The sequence below is a fragment of the Pseudomonas urethralis genome, from assembly GCF_021602465.1.
GTDB classification, from domain to species: Bacteria; Pseudomonadota; Gammaproteobacteria; order Pseudomonadales; family Pseudomonadaceae; genus Aquipseudomonas; species Aquipseudomonas vlassakiae.
In genome coordinates, this window is sequence record NZ_BQIJ01000001.1 from 102,089 (window position 1) to 116,907 (window position 14,819).

General features: G+C 64.2%; 13 protein-coding genes. 4 read left to right on the forward strand and 9 right to left on the reverse strand.

All coding sequences use genetic code 11. The annotated features are described in order from the left end of the window. Positions 1-52: 52 nt before the first annotated feature. The 5 genes from L6D64_RS00460 to L6D64_RS00480 form a co-directional block, all read right to left on the reverse strand. Positions 53-865: an OmpA family protein gene (locus L6D64_RS00460; RefSeq protein WP_176506504.1), complete on the reverse strand. Its 813-nt coding sequence runs from the start codon at positions 863-865 to the stop codon at positions 53-55. After that, the gene (locus tag L6D64_RS00465) at positions 862-1,215 is read right to left on the reverse strand and encodes a DUF4398 domain-containing protein (protein ID WP_176506505.1); all 354 of its coding nucleotides are present in this window, start codon (positions 1,213-1,215) and stop codon (positions 862-864) included. Before L6D64_RS00465 ends, L6D64_RS00460 begins: the two co-directional genes overlap by 4 nt. Positions 1,216-1,224: 9 nt before the next feature. Beyond that, positions 1,225-2,046 carry a substrate-binding periplasmic protein gene (locus L6D64_RS00470; protein ID WP_176506506.1) on the reverse strand — a complete coding sequence of 274 codons (822 nt, stop codon included), beginning with the start codon at positions 2,044-2,046 and terminating at the stop codon, positions 1,225-1,227. A gap of 79 nt (positions 2,047-2,125) precedes the next feature. Then, on the reverse strand, positions 2,126-3,055 hold the full coding sequence (locus L6D64_RS00475; RefSeq protein WP_176506507.1) for an electron transfer flavoprotein subunit alpha/FixB family protein: 930 nt from the start codon (positions 3,053-3,055) through the stop codon (positions 2,126-2,128). Beyond that, positions 3,056-3,805, reverse strand: coding sequence for an electron transfer flavoprotein subunit beta/FixA family protein (locus tag L6D64_RS00480; protein WP_176506508.1), 750 nt, complete (start codon positions 3,803-3,805; stop codon positions 3,056-3,058). It abuts the gene before it with no gap. A 531-nt stretch (positions 3,806-4,336) separates the two neighbouring features. On the opposite strand from L6D64_RS00480, the gene L6D64_RS00485 reads away from it, so the two are divergent. After that, entirely contained in the window at positions 4,337-6,019 is a 1,683-nt protein-coding gene (locus tag L6D64_RS00485; protein ID WP_176506509.1) for an electron transfer flavoprotein-ubiquinone oxidoreductase, read from the forward strand. Positions 6,020-6,088: 69 nt separating this feature from the next. Here the strand turns inward: L6D64_RS00485 and L6D64_RS00490 are convergent, their stop codons facing one another. The 3 genes from L6D64_RS00490 to L6D64_RS00500 form a co-directional block, all read right to left on the reverse strand. Beyond that, positions 6,089-7,414, reverse strand: a complete 1,326-nt coding sequence (locus L6D64_RS00490; protein WP_176506510.1) for an MFS transporter — start codon at positions 7,412-7,414, stop codon at positions 6,089-6,091. A 70-nt stretch (positions 7,415-7,484) separates the two neighbouring features. Further along, positions 7,485-7,964: a response regulator gene (locus tag L6D64_RS00495; RefSeq protein WP_054884073.1), complete on the reverse strand. Its 480-nt coding sequence runs from the start codon at positions 7,962-7,964 to the stop codon at positions 7,485-7,487. Positions 7,965-8,135: 171 nt separating this feature from the next. Further along, the gene (locus tag L6D64_RS00500) at positions 8,136-8,612 is read right to left on the reverse strand and encodes a sigma-70 family RNA polymerase sigma factor (protein WP_176506511.1); all 477 of its coding nucleotides are present in this window, start codon (positions 8,610-8,612) and stop codon (positions 8,136-8,138) included. 204 nt (positions 8,613-8,816) lie between these two features. Here L6D64_RS00500 and L6D64_RS00505 point away from each other — a divergent pair, with 204 nt between their 5' ends. The 3 genes from L6D64_RS00505 to L6D64_RS00515 are packed head-to-tail and all read left to right on the forward strand — an operon-like array spanning position 8,817 to position 13,358. After that, positions 8,817-9,974, forward strand: a complete 1,158-nt coding sequence (locus L6D64_RS00505) for an efflux RND transporter periplasmic adaptor subunit (protein WP_176506512.1) — start codon at positions 8,817-8,819, stop codon at positions 9,972-9,974. Beyond that, on the forward strand, positions 9,975-11,939 hold the full coding sequence (locus L6D64_RS00510; RefSeq protein WP_176506513.1) for a MacB family efflux pump subunit: 1,965 nt from the start codon (positions 9,975-9,977) through the stop codon (positions 11,937-11,939). Positions 11,940-11,942: 3 nt separating this feature from the next. Then, positions 11,943-13,358 carry an efflux transporter outer membrane subunit gene (locus L6D64_RS00515; RefSeq protein WP_176506514.1) on the forward strand — a complete coding sequence of 472 codons (1,416 nt, stop codon included), beginning with the start codon at positions 11,943-11,945 and terminating at the stop codon, positions 13,356-13,358. Between the two features lie 56 nt (positions 13,359-13,414). Here L6D64_RS00515 and L6D64_RS00520 read toward each other — a convergent pair whose 3' ends face one another. Next, on the reverse strand, positions 13,415-14,806 hold the full coding sequence (locus L6D64_RS00520; protein WP_176506515.1) for an aspartate aminotransferase family protein: 1,392 nt from the start codon (positions 14,804-14,806) through the stop codon (positions 13,415-13,417). Positions 14,807-14,819: the final 13 nt, after the last annotated feature.

The following is a 14,819-nucleotide window of genomic DNA, read 5'->3' on the forward strand; positions in this document are numbered from 1 at the left end:
GCCGCTCCGCCCTATCGAAAAGGGCCGCTAAGCGGCCCCTGGTGTTTCGAAGTCAGCGTGCCGGGGCAAGCCTGCCCTTATCGTCAGAGAAAACGATTTCCACCCGGCGGTTCTGCGCCCTGCCCCGCTCCGACGCATTGGCCTCGATCGGGTATTGGTCACCGTAACCCTCGACCTGCATGCGCTTCTCATCGATCCCCAGGTCGACCAGCATGTCAGCCACCGACTGGGCACGATCGCGCGACAGCTTGAGGTTGTCCTCAGGCGCGCCAGTGCTGTCGGTATAGCCCTCGATCCGCACCACGCGGCGCGGATTGAGCTGGAGGAACTGCACCAGCTTGAGCACGGTGCGGCTGGCCGAGTTCTTCAGGTCGGCACTGCCGGTATCGAACAACACATCGCTCAGGGTCATCACCAGACCTCGGTCGGCCTGCTCCGAGGCCAACGCGGCAATCTGGTTCTCCACCCACTTGCCCTGCTGCTGCACACTGGCCAATTTGGCCTCTCGCAAGGCAAGCTGGAGACGCTGGCGCTCAAGGTCGAGCTTGGTCCGACGCTCCTCGCTCAGCGCCAGCTTGGCGTGCTCGCTGGCGATCTCACTGTAGCGCTGGCTCAGGTAGGCATAGTGGCGCACGTCGCTGCCCGTACCAATGTAGCCGGAGAGGCGCTCGGCGCGGGACAGCGATTCACCGGCACGAAGCACGTCACGCGGGGCGCTGCGCAGTACGTCGGCATCGTCCTTGACCTTCTGGAAGGCCACCGTCGCATCATCCAGCGCCGCCGAACTGCGCTGGCTGGCACAGCCCTGCAAGCCGGCCGACAGCACCAGCAGCGCCAGTACGGTTTTCGCATTGAGGCTGATCATGGCTGCACCTCCAACTGCTTGCGCAGGCGCTTGACCCGCGATTGCAGCAACTGAAGCTGCTCTTCGCTCTTCTGGTTCAGCACCTGGGCCTCGGCCAGGCGGGCGTCCAGTTCGGCCTGCTCGGCACGCATGCGTGCGTCACGGTAGTCTTCGGTCAGCATGTTGGTCTTGGCCCGGGCGAACTTGTCTTCGGCCAGCTTGAGCGCCTCGACCTGGTCGCTGGCACCAACTGCCTTGGCCTGTTCCAGCGCCTGCTCGGTGATTCGCATCTGCTCATTGGGCGCCGGGTCGTTGGCGCAGCCTGCCAGGCCGAGCATGGCCACGGCCAGGATAAGGGATCGGGTTCTCACGCATTCTTCCTAATGTTTTGGGGCGTCCGCCTGCACTTGCATCTGCGCTTTCCAGCGCTCGACATTACGCTGCAGCACGGCTTCGGACGCACCGGAGACCGGCAATTCTGTCAGCTTTTTCGCCAGTTGCCCACGCAACCACGCATCATTGCAAGCCGAATTATGCGACACGGCCAGGTACAGGCCTGGGCGGTCGACCGGCAAGCCGCGGGCGATGAGGTTGTTGCTCATGCCCAGGCTCTGGGTCATTGCCATGCCCGAGTAGCGCCCGGCCAGCACATAATCGACCTGGCCCAGCACCAGTTTCTGAAAGGCCTGGGTGAGGTTCTGCGCCGGATCCAGCTTCAGCTGAGCCTTGGCGAAAGCGGTGAATGCCGGCGTCAGGCGCGCGCGCTCGGAGAGGCTGCCCTGATACTTGGCCAGGTCTGCCGGGCCGTCGAACTCCAGCGTGGCATCGTGACGGGTCCAGACCAGGTATTCATTGAGTTGCAACGGCGGGTGGATGTAGTCCAACGCAGTCAACTGCTGCACTTGCATGGGGGTGTCGAGCAGCAAATCCATGCGCCCGCTGCGCACCTCCTCCAGCGCCTGATCGCGCCGACCGGCACTGAGCACCTCGACTTTCACGCCCAATTCGCCGAGGACCTGGCGCAACAGGTCGACATTGGCGCCAACCAGGTGTTTCGGGTCGAGCGGGTCCTGCCAGGAATAGGGTGGTGCGTCCGGACTGCCAGTGGCCACCAGGCGCTCGCACTTGCCTGCCGCCATCACCGCCGGCGACAGCAGCGCCACCATGCATGCCAGCACCCTGCCCGCTTCGCGCATTACCATCCTTCACTCCTTGCCCTGCAACAAAAAAGCCCGGCCCTCAGTGCGAGGGCCGGGCTTCTTTATAAGTGAAGCAGGCGGATCAGACCAGCTTTTCCAGCTCTGGAACGGCCTCGAAGAGGTCGGCAACCAGGCCGTAATCGGCCACCTGGAAGATCGGTGCTTCTTCATCCTTGTTGATCGCGACGATCACCTTGGAGTCCTTCATGCCCGCCAGGTGCTGGATCGCGCCGGAGATACCGACGGCGATGTACAGCTGAGGCGCGACGATCTTGCCGGTCTGGCCGACCTGCATGTCGTTCGGCACGAAGCCTGCGTCGACCGCGGCGCGCGAGGCACCGACGGCAGCGCCGAGCTTGTCGGCCAGGCTGTACAGGTGCTTGAAGTTGTCACCGTTGCCCATGCCACGGCCGCCGGACACGACGATCTTGGCAGCGGTCAGCTCTGGGCGGTCGGACTTGGCCAGCTCTTCGCCAACGAAGGCCGAGATACCCGCGTTGTGCGCAGCGCCGACAGCCTCCACGGCAGCCGAACCACCTTCGGCGGCCACGGCGTCGAAACCAGTGGTACGCACCGTGATGACCTTGATGGCGGCGTTCGATTGCACGGTGGCAATGGCGTTACCGGCGTAGATCGGGCGCTTGAAGGTATCGGCGGACTCGACCGAGATGATCTCGGAGATCTGGTCCACGTCCAGCAGCGCAGCCACGCGTGGCAGGATGTTCTTGCCATTGGTGGTGGCCGGAGCCAGTACATGGCTGTAACCCTTGGCCAGCTCGACGATCAGCGGCGCGACGTTTTCCGGCAGCACATGGGCGTAGGCGGCGTTATCGGCAACCAGCACCTTGGCTACGCCAGCGATCTTGGCAGCGGCTTCGGCGACGCCACCGACGTTGGCGCCTGCGACCAGTACATGGATATCACCACCGATCTTGGCGGCAGCGGCGACGGTGTTCAGGGTGGCCGGGGCTACGGCACCGTTCTCGTATTCAGCGACAACCAGGATAGTCATTTAGATTACCTTCGCTTCGTTCTTCAGCTTCTCGACCAGTTCGGCCACCGATTTGACCTTGATGCCAGCGCTGCGGGCAGCCGGCGCTTCGACTTTCAGGGTCTTGTTGGTGGAGGCGAGGGAAACGCCCAGCGCGTCTGGAGTGAGGGTCTCCAGCGGCTTCTTCTTGGCCTTCATGATGTTCGGCAGCGACGCATAGCGTGGCTCGTTCAGGCGCAGGTCGGTGGTGACGATGGCCGGCAGGTTCAGCGAAACGGTCTGCAGGCCGCCGTCGATCTCGCGAGTGACGTTCAGCTTGTCGCCAGCGACTTCGACCTTGGAGGCGAAGGTGCCCTGGGCGAAGCCGGTCAGCGCGGCCAGCATCTGGCCGGTCTGGTTGTTGTCACTGTCGATGGCCTGCTTGCCGAGGATGACCAGCTGAGGCTGCTCCTTGTCGACAACGGCTTTCAGCGCCTTGGCCACGGCCAGGGAATTCAGCTCGTCAGCGGCTTCGACCAGGATGGCGCGGTCGGCACCCAGGGCCAGGGCAGTACGCAGCTGCTCCTGGGCAGTGGCCGGGCCGACGGAGACAACAACGATCTCGGTGGCGACGCCCTTTTCCTTCAGGCGTACGGCTTCTTCCACGGCGATCTCGCAGAAGGGGTTCATGGACATCTTGACGTTAGCAAGGTCGACGCCGGAGTTGTCCGCCTTGACGCGAACCTTGACGTTGTAGTCGACCACTCGTTTGACAGCTACAAGAACCTTCATGGATTCCTCGTTACTCTCCGGTGAATAGATAGTCGCCTGGGGCAGAGCCCTGCGATGCGCGTGGGTACAAGGGCACCTCTAAAAACGTACCGGAACGGGCATACTTCAGGGTGACCGGACAGTCTTGTCGCGACTGTTGCGGCAAATACCCACGGGTCATTTTCTGTCGTGGCGTGTAAACTCCACTACAAATCGGCATTCATGCCGACAACCCTGCTCCACACCTGGTCTTTAGAGGTGTACCTGCGCCCGGCTGCAAGCCTACGGCGAACGTAAAACCGCTCGTATCTTGACCGTAACACCCAATCCGGTCAATACGGCAAATCGGTCACCTTCCAGCCGCGCTCCTGTGATTTTACTGGGCTCCGGCAAATTCAAACAAACGTTTGTATTGGACCCGCCAAGTGGTGTAGATATAATGCGCGCCAAGACAAAACGGTGTAGTCCATCCATTGCGTAGCTACAGTTTCGCGCCAGTAAAGCGCCGCCGCACGCAAGCACCCATAAGACATAGCAACAGCACGAGCCTTGATGAGTAGGAGAGAACCTGTGGAACGCGAATACATGGAATTCGACGTGGTCATCGTCGGCGCAGGCCCTGCCGGCCTGTCCGCCGCCTGCCGACTGAAGCAGAAGGCCGCCGAAGCCGGTAGCGAGATCAGCGTCTGCGTGGTGGAAAAAGGCTCCGAAGTAGGTGCTCATATTCTCTCCGGCGCGGTGTTCGAGCCCCGCGCCCTGAACGAGTTGTTCCCCGACTGGAAAGCACTCGGCGCACCGCTCAACACCGAAGTGAAACGCGACGATATCTATGTGCTCAAGGATGCGGGCAGCTCGACCAAGGTCCCTGACCTGTTCGTGCCCAAGACCATGCATAACCAGGGCAACTACATCATCTCCCTGGGCAACCTGTGCCGCTGGCTGGCCCAGCAGGCCGAAAACCTGGGTGTGGAAATCTACCCAGGCTTCGCCGCCCAGGAAGCGCTGTTCGACGAAAACGGCGTGGTCCGCGGCATCATCACCGGCGACCTGGGTGTCGACCGCGAAGGCAACCCGAAGGATGGCCTGTATACCCCGGGCATGGAACTACGTGCCAAATACACCCTGTTTGCCGAGGGCTGCCGTGGCCATATCGGCAAGCAACTGATCAAGCGCTTCAACCTCGACAGCGAATCCGACGTCCAGCACTATGGCATCGGCCTGAAGGAAATCTGGGAAATCGACCCGGCCAAGCACGAGCAGGGCCTGGTCGTGCACACCGCAGGCTGGCCGCTGGACGTGACCAGCAAGGACAACACCGGCGGATCGTTCCTCTATCACCTGGAAAACAACCAGGTAGTCGTCGGCCTGATCGTCGACCTCTCCTACGCCAACCCGTATCTGTCGCCGTTCGATGAATTCCAGCGCCTCAAGCACCACCCGGTGATGAGCCAGTACCTCGAAGGCGGCAAGCGCATCAGCTACGGCGCCCGTGCCATCTGCAAGGGCGGCCTGAACTCGCTGCCGAAAATGGTGTTCAATGGCGGCGCGCTGATCGGCTGCGACCTCGGCACCCTGAACTTCTCCAAGATCAAGGGCAGCCATACCGCGATGAAGTCCGGCATGCTCGCCGCCGACGCGGTGGCCGATGCACTGATCGCCGGCAGCGAGGGCGGTGACCAGCTCAACGGTTACGTCAGCGCCTTCAAGGCCAGCTGGCTGTATGAAGAACTGTTCGCCAGCCGCAACTTCGGCCCTGCGCTGCACAAGTTCGGGCCACTGCTGGGCGGTGCGTTCAACTATGTCGACCAGAACTGGTTCGGCGGCAAGCTGCCGTTCACCCTGCACGACACCAAGCCGGACTATGCCTGCCTCAAGCTTGCGTCCGAGTCGAAAAAGATCGACTACCCGAAACCGGACGGCAAGCTCAGCTTCGACAAGCTCAGCTCGGTATTCCTCTCCAGCACCAACCACGAAGAGGAACAACCCTGCCACCTGAAGCTGACCGACCCGAACGTACCGATCGCCAGCAACCTGCCGCTGTACGACGAACCCGCCCAGCGCTACTGCCCGGCAGGCGTGTACGAAGTGGTCAGTCAGGAAGATGGCAGCAAGCGCTTCCAGATCAACGCGCAGAACTGCGTGCACTGCAAGACCTGCGACATCAAGGACCCGGCCCAGAACATCACCTGGGTCACCCCTGAAGGCGCCGGCGGCCCGAACTACCCGAACATGTAAGGTGCCCGCCTTGCGCTAACAAAAAGCCCCCGGCTCGTGAGAACCGGGGGCTTTTTGTATCAGCTACGGCTATTTGTCAGCGCACATGATCGGCAGCGGCTCAGTCGCAAACGCCAACGACTCACGACGCCCAAAATACAAGGCAGTCAGCAACCCCACCGTGCCCATGATCAGACAAAAGCCGACACACACCCACGGGCTCCACGGCATCAGTGCGATCAGCGCCAGCGGCGTGGTACTGGCCCACAGCGCATACGCCACGTTGTAGGTGAAGGAAATCCCCGAAACACGGATTTCAGCCGGGAACAGCCCGACCATCACCGACGGCACCACCCCCACTACGCCACAGGCCAGCCCGGCCAGCGCATAGGCCAGCCAGGTCATGCCCCACTGCCCCACCAGGCTGGCATACAGCGCACCGATGCCCAGTGGCAGCAGCAGGCTGTAGATCATCAGCGCGCGCCAGGCGCCCAGGCGGTCGACCAGCAAACCGGCCAGCACACAGCCGATATTGAGGAAGACGATGCCCACGCTGCTCAAGGCGAAGGTATGCCCCGCCGTCATGCCGAAGCGTTGCTGCATCACTGTCGGGGTAATCACTACCAGAACCACTACCGCGGAGGTCAGTACGCAGGTCAGCAGTGCCGCCGGGATCAACGCCGAGCGGTACTCGCCCAACACCTGCCGCAGGGGGAACTTGACCGGTTGCTCCTGGCGCGTGCGCAAGGCCAGGAACACCGGGGTCTCACTGAGCCAGCGGCGCAGCCACACACCGATCACGCCAAACACCCCACCGAGCAGGAAGGGGTAACGCCAGGCGTAATCGAGAATCTCCTGCGGCGTGAACACTTGCGCCAGCGCTGTCGCCGTCAGCGCCCCCAGCAGGTAGCCAAAGGTCAGCCCCGCCTGCAGGAAACCCAACGCATAACCACGACGTCCGTTTGGCGCATGCTCGGCGACGAAGGTCCACGCGCTCGGCACCTCACCCCCTACGGCGGCACCCTGCAGGATGCGCAGCGCCAACAGGATCAGCGGTGCCGCATAGCCAATGTCGGCATAGGTCGGCATCACCCCGATCAGCAGGCATGGCAGGGCCATCATCAGGATGCTCAGGCTGAACACCCGCTTGCGCCCGAGGTGGTCGGCGAAGTGGGCCATCAGGATGCCGCCCAGCGGCCGTGCCAGGTAACCGGTGACGAAAATGCCGAAGCTCTGCAGCAAGCGCAGCCACTCGGGCATCTGAGGCGGGAAGAACAGCTGGCTGAGGGTCAGGGCAAAGAACACGAAGATGATGAAATCGTAGATTTCCAGTGCGCCGCCCAGCGCCGCCAGGCCCAGGGTCCGGTGGTCGCTACGGCTGAACCGGGGCGGGCGAGCGGTATCGATGGCAGTCATGGCAGGGGTCCGCAGATCGGCAAAGGGCAAGAGGATAGCAAATGCTCGCCGCCTTGCCTCAGCAACGCCCCTAACGGCTGAACACGGTGTGGCCGAAGTTCCTCGGCTTGCGCGGCGGTACCGGGCCACCCTTGAGCCCGGAAGGCAGGGCAATCTTGCCGACCAGCACGGGGCTGTCGATGATTGCCATGAAGGATTGCAGCGCCTCGTTATCCGGTACCTGGGGCAGGCTCACACTGACAGCCTGGCGCTCGGTCTGCGGCACGACAGGCACTTTCAGGTGTTGCGAATGGTAAAGCAAGGCATGCTGAATCTGCGCATTGACCCGGCAGAAGCGTGCCAGGTCGACGCCGGCATGGCTGGCCAGCTCGATATTGCCCAGCAGCAGGTTGAACGGTTGCAAGGCGCACTGCACCAGCCGCTGCAACTCTTCAAAGGACTCGACCGGGGCAATCCGGTAGTAGCCAAGGCCATTGAGCAGTTTTTCCAGCTGCAGGCGCTGGTGCGGGTGCTCGTCGGCTATCAGGATGCGCAGGGTCTTGTTTGTCATTGTCGGACCTGGGCCGTCAGGTGAATGAGGGACAGCTCCCTGACCGAACTGCGCCAGCAACAGGCAACCACCAGGGCTGCACCTGGAGGGGTCAATCTAGATAGTTGTCGGGAAACGGGGAGAAATCAAGTGGCCATCACACAGAATTTTCACCTGCCCTTCACTGCGGATTCAGGACTCCCACAGCCGCATGCGCACACGGCAGTGCTTCATGGCGTTAACGATATGCTTCTCCACCAGGCTGCGGGAAATACCCAGGCGCTCGGCAATCTGCTGGTGGGACAGACCATCGAGCTTACGCAACAGAAAGCACTCCCGGCACACGCTGCTCAGCTCATCCAGGGCCTTTTGCATCATGGCCAGGCGCTGGTCGAGCTGCAGGTCCTGCTGCAATTCCGCGCTGAGCAAGCGCCCATCGGTATCCAGCGCATCCAGGGATTCGGCCTGGCGCACCTGGTGGCGCCGGTGCCGGTCGATCACCAGGTTGAGCGCGGTTCGGTAAAGGAACGCTCGCGGATGCTCGATCTGCCCGCTGTCGGTACGTTCCAGCACTCGCAGATAGGCATCGTGGGCAACGTCCTCCGCTGCCTGGCGATTGCCCAGGCGCGCACTCAGGAAGCTCACCAGTTCGCGATAATAATGTTCCACAACAGCACCTGAAATCGTCCTTGCAACCCACGTGCGGGACTGAGTGATACCGGGCTGTGATAGTACAAATTATAACTATTCTCAGCAACACACCCTCTACCCTCTCGTTCAGGCTAAATCCACCCGGCCAGCCTTCGTTTATCTGGGACTTCGGTGCGTGCCACGATTGGCAGCGCGTGACCACTACCCTGGCTGGAAGTCCGCATGAGCCGTTCAACCTCCCCCCGCCGCCAGTTCATTCTCGCTGGCCTGGGCCTGCTTAGCCTGGGCTGCCTGCTGGCCTGGCAAACCCTGCCCATGGGGGCGCAACCGCTCGCTACCGTCACGGTCACCCGGGCGGACATCGAAAGCAGCGTCACGGCCCTGGGCACCTTGCAGCCTCGGCGTTATGTCGATGTGGGCGCCCAGGCCTCGGGGCAGATCCGCACCTTGCACGTGGAAGCCGGCGACCCAGTGCGCAAGGGCCAGCTGCTGGTCGAAATCGACCCTTCCACCCAGCAGGCGCGGCTGGACGCCGGGCGCTTCTCGATCGACAACCTCAAGGCCCAGCTCGCCGAACAGCGAGCGCAGTTCGAGCTGGCCGACCGACAGCTCAAGCGCCAGCGCGAGCTTGCCGCCGCCGGCGCCACCCGCGATGAGGACATCCAGGCCGCTGCCGCCCAGCTCAAGGTCACCCAGGCGCGAATCGACATGTTTCAGGCGCAGATCCGCCAGGCTCAGGCCAGCCTGCGCAGCGCCGAGGCGGAACTGGGCTACACGCGTATCTATGCGCCGATGGATGGCACGGTGGTCGCCGTCGACGCCCGTGAAGGCCAGACCCTCAACGCCCAGCAACAGACCCCCTTGATCCTGCGCATTGCCAAGTTGTCGCCCATGACCGTGTGGGCGCAAGTCTCGGAAGCGGATATCGGCAAGGTGAAACCCGGCATGACCGCCTACTTCACCACGCTGTCCGGAGGCAAACGCCGCTGGAACAGCAAGGTGCGGCAAATCCTGCCGATTCCACCCAAACCACTGGAACAGACCAGTCAGGGTGGCGGCAGCCCGGTGAATGCTGCCAATCAAGTGGTGCAATACACCGTGTTGCTCGACGTCGACAACCCGGATGGCGCGCTGATGGCCGACATGACCACCCAGGTATTCTTCGTTGCCGGCCAGGCCAGCCAGGTCCTGACCGTGCCACTGGCCGCGCTGGACGACAACGGCGGCCTGTCCATCGCGCGCGTGCTCGACCCACACGGCAAGGTGGTGCAGCGCCAGGTGCGCACCGGTCTCAGCGACCGCCTGCGCGTCCAGGTGCTGGACGGGCTCAGCGAAGGTGAGCAACTGCTGATGGGCGCCCACAGCGCCAGCGGAGGCTGAATGACTGCGCCGCTGATCGAGCTGGTCGATATCCGCAAATCCTACGGCGGCCAGGACAGCCCCAAGGTCGATGTGCTGCGCGGCATCAGCCTGAGCATCCAGCCGGGCGAGTTCGTTGCCATCGTGGGTGCGTCCGGGTCCGGGAAGTCGACATTGATGAACATACTTGGCTGCCTCGATCGCCCGACGTCGGGCATCTACCGCTTCGCTGGCAAGCACGTGGCCGAGCTGGGTAACGACGAACTGGCCTGGTTGCGCCGCGAGGCGTTCGGCTTCGTGTTCCAGGGCTACCACCTGATCCCCTCCGGCTCGGCCCAGGAAAACGTCGAGATGCCGGCCATCTATGCCGGTACGCCCGCCAGCGAGCGGCACGCCCGTGCCGCCGCCCTGCTCGCCCGCCTGGGCCTGGCCAGCCGCAGCGCCAACCGCCCGCACCAGCTCTCGGGCGGCCAGCAGCAACGGGTATCGATCGCCCGGGCACTGATGAACGGCGGCCATATCATCCTCGCCGACGAACCCACGGGGGCGCTCGACAGCCACAGCGGCACCGAAGTCATGGCGCTGCTCGACGAACTGGCCAGCCAGGGCCATGTGATCATCCTGATCACCCACGACCACCAGGTGGCGGCGCGTGCCCAGCGGGTGATCGAGATCCGCGACGGCCGGATGATCAGCGACAGCGCGACCGACCAGGCGCCTTGCCCTGCCCGCCAGACATTGCAAGCCGACGACCTGCGTCAGCGCCTGGACCGTGGCGCGACCCTGCGCGGGGCCTGGAAAGGCGAGCTGCTCGAAGCCTTGCAGGCTGCCTGGAGGGTGATGTGGGTGAACCGCTTTCGCACCGCCCTGACCCTGCTCGGTATCGTCATCGGGGTCGCGTCGGTGGTGGTCATGCTGGCCGTCGGCGAAGGCAGCAAGCGCCAGGTCATGGCGCAGATGGCCGCCTTCGGCTCGAACATCCTCTACCTCAACAGCAAGCCCGCCACACTGGGCGAACCTGCCGGCACGATCACCCTCGACGACGTCGCCGCCATTGGCCAGCTACCGCAGGTCCGGCAGATCATGCCGGTGCTGGGCGAAAAGGTGATGGTGCGCCATGGCAACAACAGCCAGCAGTTCTACGTGGGCGGCAACAACAACCAGTTCCCGCTGATCTTCAACTGGCCAGCGGTGGAAGGGGCGTTCTTCACTGATGCCGACGAAGCCAGTGGCGCAGCGGTGGCGGTGATCGGCCAGAAAGTCCGGGAGAAAATGCTCGAGCCAGACCGCGACCCGCTTGGCCAGTACCTGCTGATAGGCAACGTACCCTTCCAGGTCATTGGCATACTCGCCGGCAAAGGCGCGAGTTCCGGCGACCAGGATGCCGACGGACGCATCGTGGTGCCCTACTCGGCCGCGGCGATCCGCCTGTTCGGCCAGCGGGCCCCCGACTACATCACCGTCGCCGCCGCCGACGCGGCGCGGGTCGATGAAACCGAAGCTGCCGTCGACCGCCTGCTGCGCCAGCGTCACCAGGGCCGTCACGATTTCGAACTGACCAACTCGGCCGCGCTGATCCAGGCCGAGGCACGCACCCAGAACAGCCTGTCGCTGATGCTCGGGGCGATTGCCGCGATCTCGCTGCTGGTCGGTGGCATCGGGGTGATGAACATCATGCTCATGACCGTGCGCGAACGCACCCGCGAAATCGGCATCCGCATGGCCACCGGCGCACGCCAGCACGACATCCTGCGCCAGTTCCTCAGCGAAGCGGTGATGCTGTCGATGGTCGGCGGCATGGCCGGCATCGGCTTGGCCCTGCTGATCGGCGGCGCCTTGATGCTGGGCCAGGTTGCCGTGGCCTTCACCCTGCCCGCCATGCTCGGTGCGTTCTCCTGCGCCGTTCTCACCGGCATCGTGTTCGGCTTCATGCCGGCCCGCAAAGCCGCCCGACTCGACCCGGTCAAAGCCCTCACCAGCGAATAACCCATGACCCTGCCAAGCCGCATCAGCCTGTTGTCCCTGAGCCTGGGCCTCGCCGCCTGCAGCCTGCCGCCCGTACCACCCAGCGGCATCGCTGCACCTTCGGTCTGGCAAAGCACAACTCTCCAACCTGCTGCCAGCCTGCCCTCGGCACAGTGGTGGCAGGGCTTTGACAGCGCCGAGCTGGGCCGCCTGGTCGAACGCGCCCGGTCCAATGCCCACGACCTTGCCGCCGCCACGGCGCGCGTGCGCCAGGCTCAGGCACGGGCGGTGATCGCCGGAGCGCCGCTGCTGCCGGAACTCAGGTTCGAGCTCGACGGCAGCCGCCAGCGCCTGCTGCACGGCGAGGGCTATGACCAGCTCGATGTCAGCCAATACGAACGGACCAGCACGTCGTTCGGCATGCAATTGGTCGCCAGCTACGAGATCGACTTCTGGGGCGGCCTGCGTGCGGCCCGCGCAAGCGCCCTGCACAGTCTCGACGCCAGCCGCTTCGATCGCCAGACGGTCGAGTTGACGCTGGTCAGCAGCGTGGCCAACAGTTACCTGCAGGGCCTGGCCCTGGAAGAACAACTGCGCATTGCCCGCCTCAACCTGCGTAACGCCCGTGATGTCCTGGCGCTGGTCGAAACACGTCAGCGCGCCGGCTCGGCGACACGCCTGGAACTGGCCCAGCAGCGCAGCCTGGTCGCCGCCCAGGAACGGCAAGTGCCGCTGCTCGAACAACAGTGGCAGGACAACCGCGTTACCCTGGCTACACTGCTGGGCGACCCGGTCCAGGCCCTGCCCACCGCCCGCGAAACGTTGGCCACCGTGAACTGGCCGCCAATTGGCAGCGGCGTGCCCAGCGAGCTGCTTGCCCGGCGCCCGGACATCGCCGCGGCCGAAGCTCGCCTGGCCGCCGCCAGCGCCAATGTGCAAGTCGCCAGGGCCGCCCTGCTACCGAAAGTGACCTTGGGCGCCAACCTCGGCACCGGCGCACGCACCCTGCCCGAGGTCTTCGACAGTACCTATTACACGTTGACTGCCGGCCTGGTCGCGCCGATCTTCAACAACGGCCGGCTGCGGGCGGCTCAGCAGTTGGCCGAAGCCGAGCAGGACGAGCTGCTGGAACGCTACCGCAGCAGTATCCTGGCCGGCTTCGCCGATGTCGAAAAGGCCCTCAATGCCATCCACGGCGTTGAACAGCAGCGCCAGTGGCAGGACCGGGAGGTCGAGCAAGCACAGCTAGCCTTCGACCTGGCTCAACGGCGCTACGCGGCCGGCGCCGAGACCCTGCTGAGCGTGCTCGAAACCCAGCGCACGCTTTATCTCGCCCAGGACCAGCAAGCGCGGCTGCGCCTGGCTCGCCTGCAGGGCAGCGTGGCGTTGTACAAGGCACTAGGGGGTGGTTGGCAGCTGACGCATGCGGACAAGGGCTGATTCAGCCTGGGCATGAACAGGCCTGACAGGAGGGCCGCAACGCGGCCCTTCCGGGCTCACACAGCGGCGGCCACGGCCTCGGCAAAGCGCTGCGCCACCTCGTCGATCTGCTGGGCGCTGATGATCAGCGGCGGCAGGAAGCGCACCACGGCGCCATGGCGCCCGCCCAGTTCAAGGATCAAGCCACGCTTGAGGCATTCGCGCTGGACCTTCGGTGCCAGCACCCGGTTGGCAGGCGGATGGCCCAATGCATCGGTCTGCCCCTGTGGATCGACCAGCTCCACCCCAAGCATCAGGCCCCGGCCACGGATATCACCCAGTTGCGGATAATCCCGCTGCAGCCGCTGCAGATGCCCTCGCAAGCGCAGGCCCATGGCCTCGGCGTGTTCGGCCAGACGGTGCTCGACCAGGTAGTCGATCACCGCCGAACCGGCCGCCATGGCCATCTGATTGCCGCGGAAGGTGCCAGCGTGGGCACCTGGCTTCCAGGTATCCAGCCAGTCGCGGTACACCACCACCGCCAGCGGCAGGCTGCCACCGATGGCCTTGGACAGCGTGACCACGTCCGGCACGATGCCGGCATGTTCGAAGGCGAACATCCGCCCGGTACGGGCAAAGCCGCTCTGGATTTCGTCGACGATCAGCGCCACACCAGCCGTTTCAGTGATACGCCGCACACCCTTGAGCCATTCGATATCGGCCGGGATCACCCCGCCTTCGCCCTGCACCACTTCAAGGATCACCGCCGCCGGCAGCGGTACGCCGCTTTCCGGGTCCAGCAGGAGGTTTTCCAGATAATGCAGGTTGGCCTTGACCCCGGCTTCTCCGCCCAGGCCGAACGGGCAACGGTAGTCATAGGGGTACGGCATGAACTGCACGCCGTTGCTCAGCAATGCCCCCAGTGGCTGCTTGGGGCCGTGGCTGCCCATCAGGCTCAGCGCGCCTTGGCTCATGCCGTGGTAGGCGCCTTGGAACGCCAGCACGGTGCTGCGCCCGGTGGCGCCGCGCACCAGCTTGAGCGCCGCCTCCACCGCATCGGTGCCGGTCGGGCCGCAGAATTGCACCTTGGCCTCGCGGCGCAAGGCGTCGGGCAGGATGCCAAACAGGTCCTGGACGAAGCGGTCCTTGACCGGCGTGGTCAGGTCCAACGTGTGCAGCGGCAGTTCGTCAGCCAGCACACGCTGGATCGCTTCGATCACCACCGGATGGTTGTGGCCCAGGGCCAGAGTTCCAGCACCGGCCAGGCAGTCGATGAACGGGCGGCCCTCGACGTCCTCGACATAGATGCCACGGGCACGCTTGAGCGCCAGCGGAATGCGCCGGGGGTAGCTGCGGGCATTGGATTCCTGTTGCTGCTGGCGCTGCAGCAAGGGCGATTCAGTGAATTCGTACAACGGTTGCGGCACGCTGGCCGGCGGGACCTGGGCAAGGCTGGTAGCGGTGGACATGGGTGAATCCTCG